The sequence below is a fragment of the Bacillus sp. MMSF_3328 genome, assembly GCF_030733525.1.
In the GTDB taxonomy this organism is placed as follows: Bacteria; Bacillota; Bacilli; order Bacillales; family Cytobacillaceae; genus Bacillus_AB; species Bacillus_AB infantis.
Map to the genome: position 1 here is coordinate 74554 of NZ_JASHIV010000009.1, position 15253 is coordinate 89806.

Genomic DNA, 15253 nt, shown 5'->3' on the forward strand with positions numbered 1-15253 from the left:
CTTTCTTCATTCATATCTTTTGCGTTTCGCTGAAGAGGGGATGCCCAGCTGGTCCCTGTATTTGGCGACCGTCCGCCTGGAAATGACGATAGCATCCCCCTTCTCCAGTATGCTCATGATCTCCGAGTCAGAAAGAGGCTTCAGTTTATCCTCAGCTTCTACCATGGCAGCAATCTTCTTCTTCACACTTGCTGACGAAGCACCATCGGCACCGGTAGTCTTTACCGCGCTTGTAAAAAAGGTCTTCAGCTCAAATGTGCCAAAAGGAGTCTGGACATACTTTTCGCGGACCGTCCGGCTTACTGTCGACTCATGGATTTCCAATTCATCCGCGATTTCTTTCATTGTCATCGGTCTCAGCTTTGCAGGCCCTTCAATGAAAAAATCCTGCTGTTTTTCTACCAGCTTCATTGTAACCTTTTTAATCGTATCTTTCCTTTGTTCCAAACTGCGGACAATCCAATTATAGTCCTGCGACCGGTCCTGGAGGTATTTCCTGACCTCTTTGTCGCCAGTGCTTTTAAAGCTTTCATAATACTGGCTGTTAAAGCTGACTTTTGGGAGCAGCTCATCCTGGACGGTTATCAGGAAAGAGCTGCCGTCCCAGCTGACAGCCACATCAGGAACAATATAGCCTGCACTTTCTTTTGAAAAAGCCGCTGCAGGCCTTGGATTGAGCGTTCTGACTAAATCGGAGACACGCTGGATATCCTTCAGCTCCACACCAAGGAGCGAAGCCAGCTGCTTCCACTTTTTATCGGCGAACCATTCGAAATGCTCTTCCATGATCACTTCAGCGAGATCATCCGGGCGCAAAAGCCGCTGCACCTGCAAAAGGAGGCATTCCTGCAGTGTCCGCGCCCCAATGCCCGCCGGCTCCAGAAGCTGAAGCTCTGCGAGTGCTTCAGCTGCATCGCCTTCACTGACGCAGAGCTCATCCGCAATTTCTGTGACACTTTCACGCAAGTAACCGTTTTCATCTATACTTTTAATAATCCTTCTGATGATCTTGTCCATCAGAGGAGATATATATTTAATTTCAAGCTGTGAGATCAAATAATCCTCAAGCAGATTGTCTTTTGCCCTGATCTGCTCGATCCACGATCTGTCATCCTTTTTCAGCTTGCTGCTTGCACCTCTGACTCTGTCGCGGCGCGGATCCATCGCCCTTACATTTTCTGTCTCTATCTGCATAAGGGGATTTTCAAGCGCCCTGCTCTCCAAAAAGGCCGTAAGCTCAAGCGCAGAATATTGAAGGAGCGCAATCGCCTGGGACAACTCCTGTGTCATCGCCAATTTAAGCGACTGCTGCTGAAATAAACCTGCATTCATGTTCATTGCACATTCCCCCTTCTTCTATTTTACATGATGGAAGGGGAATGGTGAATGGGAATATATATAAAGAAAGCAGAAGCTTTTCGCATTCCGGACTATGGCAGGTGATTCCATGATGTTCATCCCGCGAAGCTGTAAAGCATCTTTCAAACGAAAAAAAGCCTCCAGCCCTATAACAGGCAGGAGGCTTTTGGTACGCCCTCGGCAGGAATCGAACCCACATCTCAAGAACCGGAATCTTACGTGCTATCCGTTGCACCACGAGGGCAAATCATACAAGTCTTCTATAAGACACTAGTATATAATACTAAAGCCGGCCGCTTTTTGTCAATGGTTAAACAATAATTGACTATAGCGGCCGATTTTATTTAAAGTTTTTCTCGATATACTTCTGTTCCTCTTTTTCGCTCAGGAGTCCTTTGGCTTCCCCGACAGTACCGCCCTGGAGCTTCCAGATGCTGTTATGGTCCCTGGCTGCAGACGAAAAGTCGCCCTCACTCCATCTTTTAAGGATATCCAGGTATAAATCTGAATGCTGGTAGTTCATTTCATTGGCTTCCACCACATAGATCAGCCTGCTGATCCTGTCAGGAGTGATCTGCAGTGCGCCCCATTTATTTTCCGCTTTCACCTTTTGATGGCTCATGTCATGGATGGCCTGCTGTACAGCTGATTCTTCCATATTGCCCGGGAACAGCTTTTTCAAGTCCTTTTCCCCTTTGGACGAAGCTGACCTTTCTTCCGCAGCCCGTTCTCCCTTTCCTAGTGAAGTATAATTATAGGCAGCATATCCGGCCAGTGCCAGGATGATCAGGCCCAGCCCTGCAAGCCGCAGCTTATTATGAAAAAATGATTTCTTTTTTTTAGACAAAATCGCAGCCTCCAGCATTAATTTACATGCCCGTATCCCCACTTCAATTTTCAGCTTCCTTTGTTTAAAAATAGAAGAGGTGGGTATGATGGTTATGGATAAGGAAATTTTTATCAATGCAATTATTATACCGCATTAAGCAGGTATATCCTGCTAAAGAGAGAATAAAATGATTGCAGCATATATTGGATTTCCATAAGCGATTTGTTTGACCTTTATTGACCATCAGTGTATCATAATGATTACATACAGAACCCAAAATATTTCTTCTTATGGAAGAACATGCTTTAATCCGTTGTATGTTGGATCTTTATCTTGAAGGAGGAACTGACAAATGAATTTAATCCCTACAGTTATTGAACAGACAAACAGGGGCGAGCGCGCATACGATATTTATTCACGCCTTCTGAAAGACCGCATCATCATGCTTGGTAGTGCGATCGATGATAATGTGTCAAACTCCATTGTAGCTCAGCTGCTATTCCTGGAAGCAGAAAACCCTGAAAAGGATATCACTTTGTACATCAACAGCCCTGGCGGCAGCATCACTGCCGGTATGGCGATTTATGATACGATGCAGTACATCCGTCCGAAGGTTTCCACAGTCTGCATCGGGATGGCCGCTTCCATGGGTGCATTCCTTCTGGCAGCAGGCGAGAAAGGCAAGCGTTTTGCCCTTCCAAACAGTGAAGTCATGATCCATCAGCCGCTGGGCGGAGCTCAGGGCCAGGCAACAGAAATCGAAATTGCCGCAAAGCGCATTCTTTTCCTTCGCGAAAAGCTGAACCAAATCCTTTCAGAACGCACAGGCCAGCCGCTTGAAGTGATCGCTAAGGATACTGACCGCGACAACTTCATGACAGCTGAGAGAGCATTGGAATACGGCCTGATCGACCAGATCATCAGCCGCAATGTCCTGGAAGAAAAGAAAGACAAGTAAAGAGAGCAAGAGGGCTGACAGGTTCAGCCCTCTTTTTTATGGTTAAAGAGATTATGGTGTTAAACAAAGAAAAAGCGCCCTGCACAAATGCTCAGGGTGCCTTTTCAGTTTTTTTCAGCTTTCCTGCTGGATATATTGCGAAAGCTCTTCGAGTGCTTCCTCTTCATCACTTCCATCAGCCACCAGGTTTACAACAGAGCCGGTGCTGACTGCAAGGCTCATAAGGCCCATGATGCTCTTCGCATTGACCTTCTTTCCGTCCTTCTCCAAAAAGATATCTGAAGAAAAGCGGTTTGCTTCCTGGACAAACAGGGCGGCAGGTCGGGCCTGCAGGCCGGTCCGCAGCTTTACTTCCACTTGTTTTTCAACCATTTCTCTCTAACCTCCCATATTATCTTATTTCTAATTGCCTGTTATGGATTCACCTAAACGCAGTTTTTCTGCTATTTCATCTATTTTTCTAAGTCGGTGATTAATGCCTGATTTGCTGATATGGCTGCCTGACACCATCTCCCCAAGCTCCTTCAGGGTTACATCCTGATAGGCTACCCGAAGCTCTGCAATTTCCCTGAGCTTTTCCGGGAGTATATCAAGGCCGACAGTATCCTTGATATAACGGATATTCTCGACCTGCCTGAGAGCCGCGCCGATTGTTTTATTAAGATTGGCGGTCTCGCAGTTTACAAGCCTGTTCACCGAGTTCCTCATATCCCTGACAATCCGGATATCCTCAAAGCGCAGCAGCGCTCCGTGGGCACCGATGATGTTCAGGAATTCGGTGATCTTCTCGGCTTCCTTCAAATACGTGATATAGCCTTTTTTTCTTTCAAGTGTCTTGCTGTTCAATCCAAATGTATTCATTAATTCACACAAAGAATCATTATGCTCTTTGTATAGTGAAAAAATTTCCAAGTGATAAGATGATGTTTCAGGGTTGTTCACCGAGCCGCCGGCAAGGAAGGCGCCGCGCAGATAGGAGCGCTTGCAGCATTTCTTTTTCACAAGCTCCTCTGAAATATCATGGGTAAAATCAAATCCCTCTTTCAGGATCTTCAGGTCGGCGAGTATTTCCTGCGCCTGCTGCGCCAGTCTTACAATATAGACATTATTCTTTTTCAGGCGCATCTTTTTTCGTACAAGCAGCTCCACTTGAACGGTGTAATTCTTTTTCGTCAGTGTATAAATTCTTCTCGCTATGGCGGCATTCTCTGTCTGGATATCCACAATTAGTTTCCGGCTGGAAAAAGAGAGTGATCCGTTCATCCGAATAAGCGCTGATAATTCAGCCTTGCCGCAGCAGTCTTTAACTTCAAGGTTGGTTAGTTCCTTTTTCGTTTCCGAAGCGAAAGACATACCTTCACCCCCCCGCCCAGACAAACGCTTGCACATTTATATTTACGCTTTATATCGCTTGCTGGTTTCATTTATTAGTAAAGAAAATAAAATATCTGCTACTTCCTGTGTATCATGGCGGATAACGCCGCCGTCCAGGCTGACGATTTCGCCGTGGACAACCTCGAGGCCCAGCCCCTGCAGGTTGGCCACATCATAATGGACAGGCTTGGCCAGCTCCTCGCTGTACCGCTCCTGTACTTTTTCCGGAATATCTTCCTTATTGACAAGGATCGTATTGATAAAAGAACAGTTCATATGGTCATATATGGCCTTTACATGATCGCTCGCCGTAAAATCAAGCGTCTCCCCTGCCTGCGTCATCAGATTGCAGATATAGACCTTTTTGGCCTTCGCATTGCAGACCTCTCTTCCCAGGTTCGGAACAAGGAGGTTTGGAAGTATGCTTGTATAAAGGCTGCCAGGTCCGATGATGATCAGATCCGCCTGCCTGATGGCCTGGATGGTCTCCGGCAGGGCATTGACATCCTCAGGGCTCAGGAAGACTTTTTTAATTTTTTTCCCTGAGTATGGAATCTTGGATTCTCCTGAAACAATTGTCCCATCCTCCATCTCAGCATGGAGGACGACACTCTGGTCTGCAGCCGGGAGAACCTTTCCCCTAACATTGAGGACCTTGCTCATTTCCTGGATGGCATGAGTGAAATTGCCTGTGATCGAGGTCATGGCAGCAAGGATCAGGTTGCCGAGTGAATGGCCGGAAAGCTCATTCGCGGTGCTGAACCTGTGCTGGAACATTTCCTCGATGAGCGGCTCCACATCAGACAGTGCAGCTAAAACATTCCGAATATCCCCAGGGGGAGGAATCTGCAGTTCATTCCGGAGGCGGCCCGAGCTCCCGCCATCATCAGCCACCGTCACGATGGCTGTGATATCTGCAGGATGCTTCTTCAAACCGCGCAGGAGGACCGGGAGCCCTGTGCCTCCCCCTATGATGACGATTCTAGGCTGTTCTGTACCTGTCATGTTGTTTTATCCTTTCTCCTCTCGATATCGCGATGAGTGATATGTGTATGGTAATCCGCTTCATAAAAGCGGGCAATATACTCAGCTAGGGCTACAGAACGGTGCTGGCCGCCTGTGCAGCCAATCGCGATCACCAGCTGGGCCTTGCCCTCGCGCTTATAGTGAGGGAGCATGAAGCTCAGCAGATCTGTAACCTTTTCGAGAAATTTATTGGTTTCATTCCATTTCAGTACATATGTCGACACATCTTCGTCCAAGCCGGTTTTCGGCCTCATGCTCTCGATGTAATGGGGATTCGGCAGAAATCGTACATCAAACACAAGATCTGCGTCTATCGGCAGGCCATGCTTAAAGCCAAATGACATTACATTGACGGTAAACGTCGTCTTCCGGTTGACTGAAAACTGATCAAGGATTTTTTCCCTCAGCTCCCGCGGCTTCATGTTTGATGTTTTATATATCAGCTGGGCCCTCCCCTTCAGCTCCTCCAGAAGCTCCCTTTCAAGCTTGATGCCTTCAAGAGGCAAACCTGACGGAGCAAGGGGATGGGAACGACGCGTTTCCTTGTAGCGCCTGACCAATGTAGAGTCATCCGCATCCAGATACAAAATCTGCGGAGCCACCCATGAAGTTTCGGCCAAATCGTCCAGCGCCTTGAATAGATGATCAAAGAACTCCCTGCCGCGAAGGTCCATGACCAGTGCAACCTTATTCATCTTATTCCCTGATTCCTTCATCAGTTCAAGAAATTTCGGAAGCAGAGTCGGAGGCAGGTTATCCACACAGAAAAAGCCAAGATCCTCAAAACTCTGGATCGCCACTGTTTTCCCTGCTCCCGACATCCCAGTTATTATGACCATTTGTGTATCAGTCGCCGCACCGCTGCTCATTCCTATTCTCCCCCTGTAATCTATATTATTTAACTCGGGTCCAGCCGGTAGCTTAGAAGCTCGAAATTCGGCGTATACGTAAACGTCCCGTAAATAATTCCATTTCCATGAATCATATATTCAAGAATGTGATAATCGCCGGCAGCCATCGGCAGATTCTTAATATCATCAAAATCATGCCAGGCCAGCTTCCCTTCCTCCGACTCATCCAGATTGATGCCATCAGACTCCCGTGCAAGGAAAGTAAACATCATCCATTCAGAAAGCACCTTATCCCCGTCTTTCATAATGAAGGTAAAGATCCCCTTCAAGCCCGGGTTTCTTAAGTATATGCCTGTCTCCTCGCGGAATTCCCTGATGCAGGAATCCCGGACTGATTCACCCGGCTCCATCTTTCCTCCGGGCGCTACCCACCAGCCACGTCTCGGTTTTTGTAAAAGCAATACTTGATTTTCCTTCAACAGCACACAATTCGTGACCCGCTGCAACAGCCTCACCTCAGCATTTCCTTCTCATGACCGCCGTACAGGCAGTCCTGTCGAATATATTCTTTTCATTATACTATTTTTGTCATGCAGCCACAATGAAATGAAAAAATGAAATGTGGAGGCGGCTCGCCCAGAGCCGACAAGCATAAGACGCAAAAGAATAAAAGGCGTTCTTTGCCTTTAATTCTTTTGTGGCTTATGACTCGAGGCTCTAGCCGCCGGAGCTGGACAAATTGAAATGCAAAGGCGTCTTGCCTTCGCCCCAAAAAAAAGAGCACAGGCTATGTAGGCCTGTGCTGCACAAAGGATTATATCTTAAAAGGGGGTCAATTTCTATTCCTATATTACCCGATGTTTATTGCACTACTGTTACAGTACGATTAAAACAAAATGACTTTTTAAAATTCTGGTAAAAAGCTGCCCAAAACCCTTATATATTGCGGCTTTTGGCCTATTACCCCAGCTGGATGGAAGCGGCATCTTTATTACTTTTCCCTCTTAAAAAATCTTATCTGCCCTGACAGTGAATGAAAAAAACGTCCATCTTCGGAATGGACGTTTTTTCAATCAATATTAAGCTTTCGCCTTTAAAGATTCCATCAATTCTTCCACAAAGTGCTGGGCACTTTGTGCGGCAATACTGCCATCGCCTGTTGCTGTCACGATCTGGCGAAGCATTTTCTCACGGATATCTCCGGCAGCGAAAATGCCGGGAACCTTCGTTTCCATGCGTTCGTTCGTTTCGATATAGCCGTTCTCATTGGTGATGCCAAGGCTTTGGAAAGGTTTGGACAATGGCACCATGCCAATGTAGATGAATACGCCATCTGCCTTGAATTCGCGCTCTTCCCCATTTTCAGTAGAAACAAGCGTGACGCTTCCTACCTTGCCTTCGCTCTCGTTGATTTCTTTAACTGTAGAGTTCCAGATGAAATCAACCTTCTCGTTGTCAAACGCGCGCTGCTGAAGGATTGCCTGTGCGCGCAGCTCGTCGCGGCGGTGGACGATGGTTACTTTTTCCGCGAAACGGGTCAGGTAGACGCCCTCCTCGACAGCAGAATCTCCTCCGCCGACAACAACAAGCTCTTTGCCTTTGAAGAACGCGCCATCACAGACAGCACAATATGATACACCGCGGCCGCCGAGTTCTTTTTCACCCGGAACACCGATTTTTTTATATTCAGCACCCGTTGTAATGATTACAGCACGGGCTTTATATTGTTTTGATCCTGCAACCACGGTTTTGTATTCTTCACCGTCGATGATTTCTTTGATATCGCCATATGCATATTCGGCGCCGAATTTCTTGGCGTGGTCGAACATTTTAGTAGACAGGTCAGGGCCCAGGATATGATCGAAACCAGGATAGTTTTCGACTTCTTCTGTGTTGGCCATTTGCCCTCCCGGTACGCCGCGTTCAATCATCAATGTAGACAGGTTGGCACGGGATGTATACACAGCAGCTGTCATTCCGGCCGGTCCTGCGCCAGCGATGATGACATCATAAATTTTTTCTTCTGTCATCTTGCTCCACTCCTTCACTAGGACTTGCTGATTCCCCCTGAGAAATGCTTTTTCTATAGTCATATTACCGCTCTGAAAAAATTGCCTTTACCGCCTCGGCGGGCAGAAGAGACTGATGGAGCAGTGTATTTATTCCCAAGAAAAACAGCGGTTGTTTCAGTAGTATTTCCTTACTAACCATATCCTATAAAACAATAAGGTTACAGTCCAAGAATCTGCTCATTTCAGAAAGCTGCTGACTGATTTTACATACTTTTGCAGCGTGGAAGCAGAAAGTCCGTACTGTGCTGCGACGCTTTGCTGCGAGACTTTTTCACTGCGCTGCTTTCTCCAGACATATTCCACGGCACCGGCCCATGCTTTTGCATTCCTGGCAAGGAGCCCCTGGTCTTCGGCTTCATTGAAGACAGTAAACCATGCCAGGTACAATCCGGCTTCAACCGTTCCGATCGGCTTGTGGTGTTTGTATAAGAGCTCTGCCGTTTCATGGGCAATATTCACACTGTTTTTTTCTGGAGCGCCCTTTTCAATCAATGATGCATATTCTCTGTCAACGCTTGTGAATTTCGGATTCTGCTTAACATCCTTGCTTGCAAGGATCTCATCTTTGCTGCCTGATTTTGAAGCAAGGAAAAGAGCAAATAAGCGTTCCTCCGCATATTCACTGTTCATTTTTTTATAGATGGAATCCAGATGGTCCTCGAAACCCGCTGTTTCCGGCTTATCTTCATTCCATGGTTCAAGGCCCGCCTTCTCAGGGCTGTATTCCAGCACCCGTTTCCAGAAGTTCCTGGCCTGGTCCTCTTTCCCCGTAAAGTAGGAAGAATAAGAAAGCCAGTAATAAAAGGCGCCATCCCCCTCGTAGCCTGACTTGTGAAGCTTGCGCAGCCACTTGTAGGCAGGCTCATATTCACCGACAAGCGCGAAGGTGGCCCCCAGCTTGAACTGGTGATCAATCAAAAGCGGCTGAATTTTTTTCAGCGTTTCAATTAAAGCCTTTACCTCTTCAAGATCATGCTGATAGTAGGCAAACACAAGCTTATTGCAGAGCGCATGAAGATTGCCCTGGTTGCGTACAAGCACCTCGTCAAGGATATCGTTCGCCTTGTTCACTTCTCCCAGGTAAAAATGGGCAAGCGCCAGGTTATTGTAGGCTGACCAATATTCCGGATAATCCTCAATCACCGTGCTCAAAATTTCCACCGCTTTCGGGAAATGCCCTGATTCTAGAAGCTCTCTTGCCTGCTCCTGCTTGGTGATCAGGTCGTCCTGCTCATACAGCTCTTCATCCAGATCTTCTGCTTCCAGTGTCAAAAGTTCCAAAAGATCTTCCGTATCCTCAATGAACTCTCCATCAGGCTCGAGCTCCAAATACGTATTGGCATGCTGGTAAGCATCCTTGAAGAATCCCAGGTGGGCATAATTATTGGCAAGGAAGTAATGGCATTCAGCCATTTCCTCGTCAAGCTCCTCCAGGACAAGATGCAGCAGCTTATTCGACTTCTGGTATTCATTCAATTCTGTATACACGATCGCCAGCTGGCAGGCAATCATCGGCTCGCCCGGCTCCAGCTGCATCGCACGCTGCAGATATTTGCTAGCTTTATGAAAATCCCGGCGGTGAAAGGATTTGATCCCTTTTGAAAAATAATACTCGCCAGTCGGGATGAATGTAAGTAGTTTCCCCATCGGTTGTCTTGCTTTTGAGTCTTTGCTCATGTAATCCCTCATCTCTAGGCAGCAGGCCAATCACTCGCACACCTGCGCCAGCCTTAACTACAGTAGTATATCACATGTGCAAGCCGCCGGAGAAGAGCAGAATGAGATTAGTATTTTTCGGTAAACAGAATTGTGGCCATGAGTTTAAAAGCGTATCTGCAGGTGGAGTTTTCCTGCCCATCATGGCATTCAGTTGGTTTGCCTAAGGCACTTCCGGAGGTTCTTGAGGAAATTTCTTGGATTCTTTCACAATATCTGCGGAATTTCCGCACTGTTCTGCTTAACCTAAGCATGTTACAGCATAATTCTGCCGTGATTCTACCTAGAACAGCCGTTATTCAACCCTGATCCCGCATGATTCACCCTAGTTTTTTTGTTATTCACCCCAGTTTCCGCATGATTCACCCCTTCTTACATTTTTCACCACAATTCACCAAAAAGAGGCCAGCTTAAGCGTGCTGCCCTCCTCAAAAATCAACCTTTTTCATGCCGCTCTTTCAGCACACCAAGCACTTCCTCGAATGGCAGCTTCTGCTCGCGCAATAGGACGAGCAGGTGGTAAAGCAGATCGGCGCTTTCCCATTTGAGCTCTTCCTGGTCGCGGTTTTTTGCCGCGATGATGACCTCTGCGGATTCCTCGCCAACCTTTTTCAGGATTTTATCCACACCTTTTTCAAACAGATAGGTTGTGTAGGCCCCTTCCGGACGCTCTTTTTCCCGCTGCTCAATTACCCGCTCCAGATCGGCAAGGATGCTGTAGCTGTCCTGTATACCTTCTGCCAATCCTTCTGATTGATAGACCGTTTCATTAAAGCAGCTGACGGCACCTGTATGGCATGCAGGCCCGGCTGGCTCAACAAGCACGACGAGGGCATCTTGGTCGCAGTCATATTTGATTTCAGCGATCCTCTGCGTATTTCCGCTGGTTGCTCCTTTATGCCACAGCTCCTGGCGTGATCTGCTGTAGAACCATGTTTCGCCGCTTTCAATGGAAAGAGACAGTGATTCACTGTTCATATAGGCCAGAGTTAATACTTCCTTCGTTTTCCGGTCCTGGACCACCGCCGGAATCAGACCGTTTTCATCAAATTTCAGTTCTTCCAGATTCATCGGACCGTCACCCCTTTTTCTTTTAAAAATTGTTTTACTTCGCTGACTGATGTTTCTTTATAATGGAAAATCGACGCAGCAAGGGCCGCATCAGCCTTCCCTTCTGTAAAGGCATCAGCGAAATGGGCGCTGTTGCCGGCACCTCCGGATGCGATGACCGGAACGCTGACAGCCTCGCTCACTGCTTTCGTTAATAAAAGGTCAAACCCGTTTTTCCCGCCGTCGGCATCCATGCTGGTCAGCAGGATTTCCCCGGCGCCAAGCTCAACCGCCTGCCTTGCCCATTCAATCACTTCAAGGTCCGTCTCTTTGCGGCCTCCATGAGTGTACACTCTCCAGGATCCAAGCTCAGGATCATACTTCGCATCAATTGCAACAACAATGCACTGTGACCCGAAGAAGCTTGCTCCTTCCCTGATCAGGTCCGGATTGTTTACAGCTGCTGTATTCAAGGAAACCTTGTCTGCACCTGCCCTGAGGATTCTTTTCATGTCATCAAGTGCATTGATTCCGCCGCCGACCGTGAAAGGGATGGCCAGCTCTGAAGCGACCGCCTTCACCACTTCGGTCATCGTTTTTCTGCCTTCATGTGATGCTGAAATATCAAGGAATACAAGCTCGTCAGCTCCCTGCTGATCATAAAAGCGGGCGAGCTCGACCGGATCGCCGGCATCGCGGAGCTGTACGAACTGAATTCCTTTTACAACCCGGCCTTCCTTAACATCCAGGCATGGAATGATTCGTTTTGTCAGCATCAGCGGGTCACTTCCTTCAAGGCCTGTTCAACTGTGAACCGGCCTTCATAGATGGCTTTCCCGACAATCGCGCCGGAAACGCCTTCAGCCTCATTCTCCTTCAATGCTGCCAAATCAGCAAGGCTGCTTACGCCCCCTGAAGCAATGACGCTTTTTCCGGTCGCTGCCGCGAGCTCCCTGACCGCCTCGGCATTTGGCCCGGACAGCATCCCGTCTGTCGCGATATCGGTAAAAATAAAGGTCTCTGCTCCAGCTTCAGCAAACCGCTTCCCAAGCTCAACCGCCTTTACACCGGAAGTGTTAAGCCATCCGTGTGTCGCAACATAGCCATCCTTCGCATCAAGACCGACCGCAATTTTATCGCCGTACTTGCGGATCATCTCTTCAGCAAATTCAGGATCAGAGACCGCAATGCTGCCGATGATCACACGGGATACGCCATTATCGAGATAGTGGGCGATATCCTCCTCTGTCCGGATCCCCCCGCCTATTTGGACCTTTGCACCAAGCTCCTGCGCAGCCTTAATGACAAAAGAGTCATTCACACGCTTGCCATCTTTTGCGCCGTCAAGGTCGACCATATGTATCCATTCTGCGCCTGCATCGGCAAAAGATTTGGCCATATCGAACGGAGAATCGCCGTAAACCGTTTCCTTCTCATAATCTCCCTGCAGCAGGCGGACACATTTGCCCGCTCTCATATCAATGGCCGGATAGATGGTAAAGCTCATTGAGACTCTCCTCCTTTGCTGGCTATCGTCGTAAAATTCCGCAGCAGCTCCATGCCAAGGGAACTGCTTTTTTCCGGGTGGAACTGCATCCCGAAGACATTGTCCCTGCCGACCACAGCAGGAACTTCCCTATCATAAAAGCTTCTTGCAATGACAACATCATGATCACCCGGCTCTGCATAATAGGAGTGGACAAAATAAACATATCCTTCTTCCACATTCTTCAGAATCGGTGAAGAGTTGATGAACTCCAGCCTGTTCCAGCCCATATGCGGGACCTTGTATTTTTCCCCTTGTTCATCTTCTCCTGGGAAACGGACAACCTTTCCAGGCAAAAGTTTCAAGCCTTCTGAATAGCCATTTTCCTCACTGCTTTCGAACAAAAGCTGCATGCCAAGGCAGATGCCGGCAAGCGGCTTGCCTGCCGCGGTATATTTCTGAATCATCCCTGTCAGCCCGGTAGCATTCAGCCGGTCCATTGCATCCTTGAAGCTGCCTACTCCAGGAAGGATCAGCCCATCCGCTTTTTTCAGCTCTTCCTGGTCTTCTGATAGAAAGTAAGGAACTTCAAGCCGCTCTAGCGCTTTGCTGACGCTGAACAGATTACCCATTCCATAATCAATGATGCCGATCATTTTATAACATCCCTTTCGTTGACGGAACTCCTTTAATTCTTGGATCGATTGTCGTCGCTTCATCAAGCGCCCTTGCAAGCGCCTTGAAAATGGCTTCGATAATATGATGTGTATTTTGGCCATAGTGGACGATCACATGCAGATTCATCCGCGCTTCAAGGGCCAGCTTCCACAGGAATTCATGGACAAGCTCTGTATCGAAGGTGCCGACCTTCTGGCTCGGGAAGTCTGCCCTGATTTCCAGGTGCGGACGGTTGCTCAGGTCGACAACAACTTGCGCTAATGCTTCATCCATCGGCACAAATGCATTTCCGTAGCGTTTGATGCCTTTTTTATCCCCTAGTGCTTCCTTTAAAACCTGGCCGAGGCAGATGCCGATATCTTCTGTTGTATGATGGTCATCCACCTCTGTGTCGCCCTTCGCATCTACTGTCAGATTGAATTGCCCGTGCTTGGCAAAAAGGTCGAGCATATGTGTCATAAATGGGACAGGCGTTTCCAGCTTGGATTGTCCTTCTCCATCAATTTCGAGGGAAAGAGCTATTTGTGTTTCGTTTGTAATCCGTTCAACAGATGCCGTTCTTGCCATTTATTTTTCCTCCTTGTTATTCAAGCGCTCCTCGATTGCCCGCGCATGGGCTTCCAGGCCTTCAAGCCTGGCAAAGGCAGCGATTTTTGCTCCATTTTCCTGAAGCGATTTTTTACTATAATAAACGATGCTCGATTTTTTCTGAAAATCCTCCACATTGAGCGGACTGGAGAAACGGGCTGTCCCGTTCGTCGGCAATACATGATTCGGGCCGGCAAAATAGTCGCCGACAGGCTCAGGGCTGTATCTCCCCAGGAAGATGGCCCCAGCATGCCTGATCTGGCCGAGAAGCTCCATCGGGTTTTCCGTCAGCACTTCGAGGTGCTCAGGTGCCAGACGGTTCACCGTTTCTACGGCTTCTTCCATAGTTTCCGCCACATAAATCATACCGAAGTCTTCAATTGATTTCCCGGCAATTTCCCGGCGGGGGAGATCTGCAAGCTGCCGTTCCACCTCTTCTGCTACCTTTTCAGCGAGAATTGAGGAGGCTGTAACCAGAACACTGCAGGCCATCGGATCATGCTCTGCCTGTGACAGCAGATCTGCAGCCACTTCGTTTGCTCTCGCCGTTTCGTCGGCGAGCACGGCAATTTCACTCGGGCCGGCAATCATATCGATATCAACATCTCCAAATACTTCCCTTTTGGCAAGAGCTACGAAAATATTACCCGGTCCAGTAATTTTGTCTACAGGCTTAATGGATTCTGTTCCATAAGCCAATGCAGCAATGGCCTGTGCACCGCCGATTTTATAGATCTCTTCTGCTCCTGCTTCCTTAGCAGCTACAAGTACTGCAGCCGGGAGCTTTCCGTCCCGGCCTGGCGGGGAGGTGATAACAATCCTTCTGACTCCCGCCACTTTTGCCGGAATTACATTCATCAGGACAGAGGATGGATAGGCTGCAGTGCCGCCCGGAACATACAAGCCTGCTGAATCAAGCGGTGTCACCTTCTGGCCTAGCATCGTCCCGTTTTCATCCGTGGTCATCCAGGATGGCCGAAGCTGCTTCTCGTGAAAGCTGCGGATATTGGCTGCGGCCTCCTTGATTACCTCGAGGATTGAAGGATCAATTGTACTGTAGGCTTCCTCTACTTCAGCAGAAGTGGCCGCGAAGGAGGAAAGCTGGATCCCGTCAAATTTTTCTGTGTAGCTGCGGACGGCCTCGTCACCATTTTTGCGCACTTCGGCAATGATGCTTTTAACAGCATTCCTTTGCTCTTCCGTACCGCTATCAACCGATCTTTTAATAGAAATCTCTTCTGATACTCTGATGATTTTCATCCTGTT

Annotated in this window: 16 protein-coding genes and 1 tRNA gene; 1 reads left to right on the plus strand and 16 read right to left on the minus strand. The window is 48.1% G+C overall.

What is annotated here, in order from left to right:
- Positions 1 to 6 precede the first annotated feature (6 nt).
- From rpoN to RBB45_RS15560, 3 genes are all read right to left on the minus strand, one after another.
- Positions 7 to 1338: an RNA polymerase factor sigma-54 gene (gene rpoN, locus RBB45_RS15550; RefSeq protein WP_224949681.1), complete on the minus strand. Its 1332-nt coding sequence runs from the start codon at positions 1336 to 1338 to the stop codon at positions 7 to 9.
- A gap of 193 nt (positions 1339 to 1531) precedes the next feature.
- Positions 1532 to 1603: transfer RNA gene (locus RBB45_RS15555), tRNA-Arg, on the minus strand.
- Positions 1604 to 1699: 96 nt separating this feature from the next.
- Positions 1700 to 2206, minus strand: coding sequence for a DUF6241 domain-containing protein (locus RBB45_RS15560; RefSeq protein ID WP_022544379.1), 507 nt, complete (start codon positions 2204 to 2206; stop codon positions 1700 to 1702).
- Between the two features lie 334 nt (positions 2207 to 2540).
- Here RBB45_RS15560 and clpP point away from each other — a divergent pair, with 334 nt between their 5' ends.
- On the plus strand, positions 2541 to 3146 hold the full coding sequence (clpP, locus tag RBB45_RS15565; protein ID WP_009793069.1) for an ATP-dependent Clp endopeptidase proteolytic subunit ClpP: 606 nt from the start codon (positions 2541 to 2543) through the stop codon (positions 3144 to 3146).
- Between the two features lie 114 nt (positions 3147 to 3260).
- Here clpP and RBB45_RS15570 read toward each other — a convergent pair whose 3' ends face one another.
- From RBB45_RS15570 to hisD, 13 genes are all read right to left on the minus strand, one after another.
- Positions 3261 to 3518 carry an HPr family phosphocarrier protein gene (locus RBB45_RS15570; RefSeq protein ID WP_009793068.1) on the minus strand — a complete coding sequence of 86 codons (258 nt, stop codon included), beginning with the start codon at positions 3516 to 3518 and terminating at the stop codon, positions 3261 to 3263.
- Positions 3519 to 3548: 30 nt separating this feature from the next.
- Entirely contained in the window at positions 3549 to 4499 is a 951-nt protein-coding gene (gene whiA, locus RBB45_RS15575) for a DNA-binding protein WhiA (RefSeq protein ID WP_009793067.1), read from the minus strand.
- A gap of 42 nt (positions 4500 to 4541) precedes the next feature.
- Positions 4542 to 5525 (minus strand): gluconeogenesis factor YvcK family protein, encoded by a 984-nt coding sequence (locus RBB45_RS15580; protein WP_009793066.1) that lies wholly within the window; start codon positions 5523 to 5525, stop codon positions 4542 to 4544.
- Positions 5522 to 6415 (minus strand): RNase adapter RapZ, encoded by an 894-nt coding sequence (gene rapZ, locus RBB45_RS15585; RefSeq protein ID WP_009793065.1) that lies wholly within the window; start codon positions 6413 to 6415, stop codon positions 5522 to 5524. The genes RBB45_RS15580 and rapZ overlap by 4 nt, the downstream gene beginning before the upstream one ends.
- 29 nt (positions 6416 to 6444) lie before the next feature.
- Positions 6445 to 6903 carry an 8-oxo-dGTP diphosphatase gene (locus tag RBB45_RS15590; RefSeq protein ID WP_094768572.1) on the minus strand — a complete coding sequence of 153 codons (459 nt, stop codon included), beginning with the start codon at positions 6901 to 6903 and terminating at the stop codon, positions 6445 to 6447.
- Positions 6904 to 7476: 573 nt separating this feature from the next.
- Positions 7477 to 8427 carry a thioredoxin-disulfide reductase gene (trxB, locus tag RBB45_RS15595; RefSeq protein ID WP_009793062.1) on the minus strand — a complete coding sequence of 317 codons (951 nt, stop codon included), beginning with the start codon at positions 8425 to 8427 and terminating at the stop codon, positions 7477 to 7479.
- A 219-nt stretch (positions 8428 to 8646) separates the two neighbouring features.
- Positions 8647 to 10146 carry a tetratricopeptide repeat protein gene (locus RBB45_RS15600; protein WP_306009896.1) on the minus strand — a complete coding sequence of 500 codons (1500 nt, stop codon included), beginning with the start codon at positions 10144 to 10146 and terminating at the stop codon, positions 8647 to 8649.
- 474 nt (positions 10147 to 10620) lie between these two features.
- Entirely contained in the window at positions 10621 to 11256 is a 636-nt protein-coding gene (gene hisIE / locus RBB45_RS15605; protein WP_009793059.1) for a bifunctional phosphoribosyl-AMP cyclohydrolase/phosphoribosyl-ATP diphosphatase HisIE, read from the minus strand.
- Positions 11253 to 12011, minus strand: a complete 759-nt coding sequence (gene hisF / locus RBB45_RS15610) for an imidazole glycerol phosphate synthase subunit HisF (protein ID WP_129613360.1) — start codon at positions 12009 to 12011, stop codon at positions 11253 to 11255. The genes hisIE and hisF overlap by 4 nt, the downstream gene beginning before the upstream one ends.
- Complete coding sequence (gene hisA, locus RBB45_RS15615) at positions 12011 to 12742, minus strand: 1-(5-phosphoribosyl)-5-[(5-phosphoribosylamino)methylideneamino]imidazole-4-carboxamide isomerase (RefSeq protein ID WP_306009897.1); 732 nt, start codon at positions 12740 to 12742, stop codon at positions 12011 to 12013. Before hisA ends, hisF begins: the two co-directional genes overlap by 1 nt.
- Positions 12739 to 13377, minus strand: coding sequence for an imidazole glycerol phosphate synthase subunit HisH (hisH, locus tag RBB45_RS15620; protein WP_306009898.1), 639 nt, complete (start codon positions 13375 to 13377; stop codon positions 12739 to 12741). The genes hisA and hisH overlap by 4 nt, the downstream gene beginning before the upstream one ends.
- A 1-nt stretch (position 13378) precedes the next feature.
- A complete protein-coding gene (hisB, locus tag RBB45_RS15625; protein WP_009793055.1) occupies positions 13379 to 13966 on the minus strand; it encodes an imidazoleglycerol-phosphate dehydratase HisB in 588 nt (195 codons plus the stop codon).
- Positions 13967 to 15247 carry a histidinol dehydrogenase gene (gene hisD, locus RBB45_RS15630; protein ID WP_306009899.1) on the minus strand — a complete coding sequence of 427 codons (1281 nt, stop codon included), beginning with the start codon at positions 15245 to 15247 and terminating at the stop codon, positions 13967 to 13969.
- Positions 15248 to 15253 lie beyond the last annotated feature (6 nt).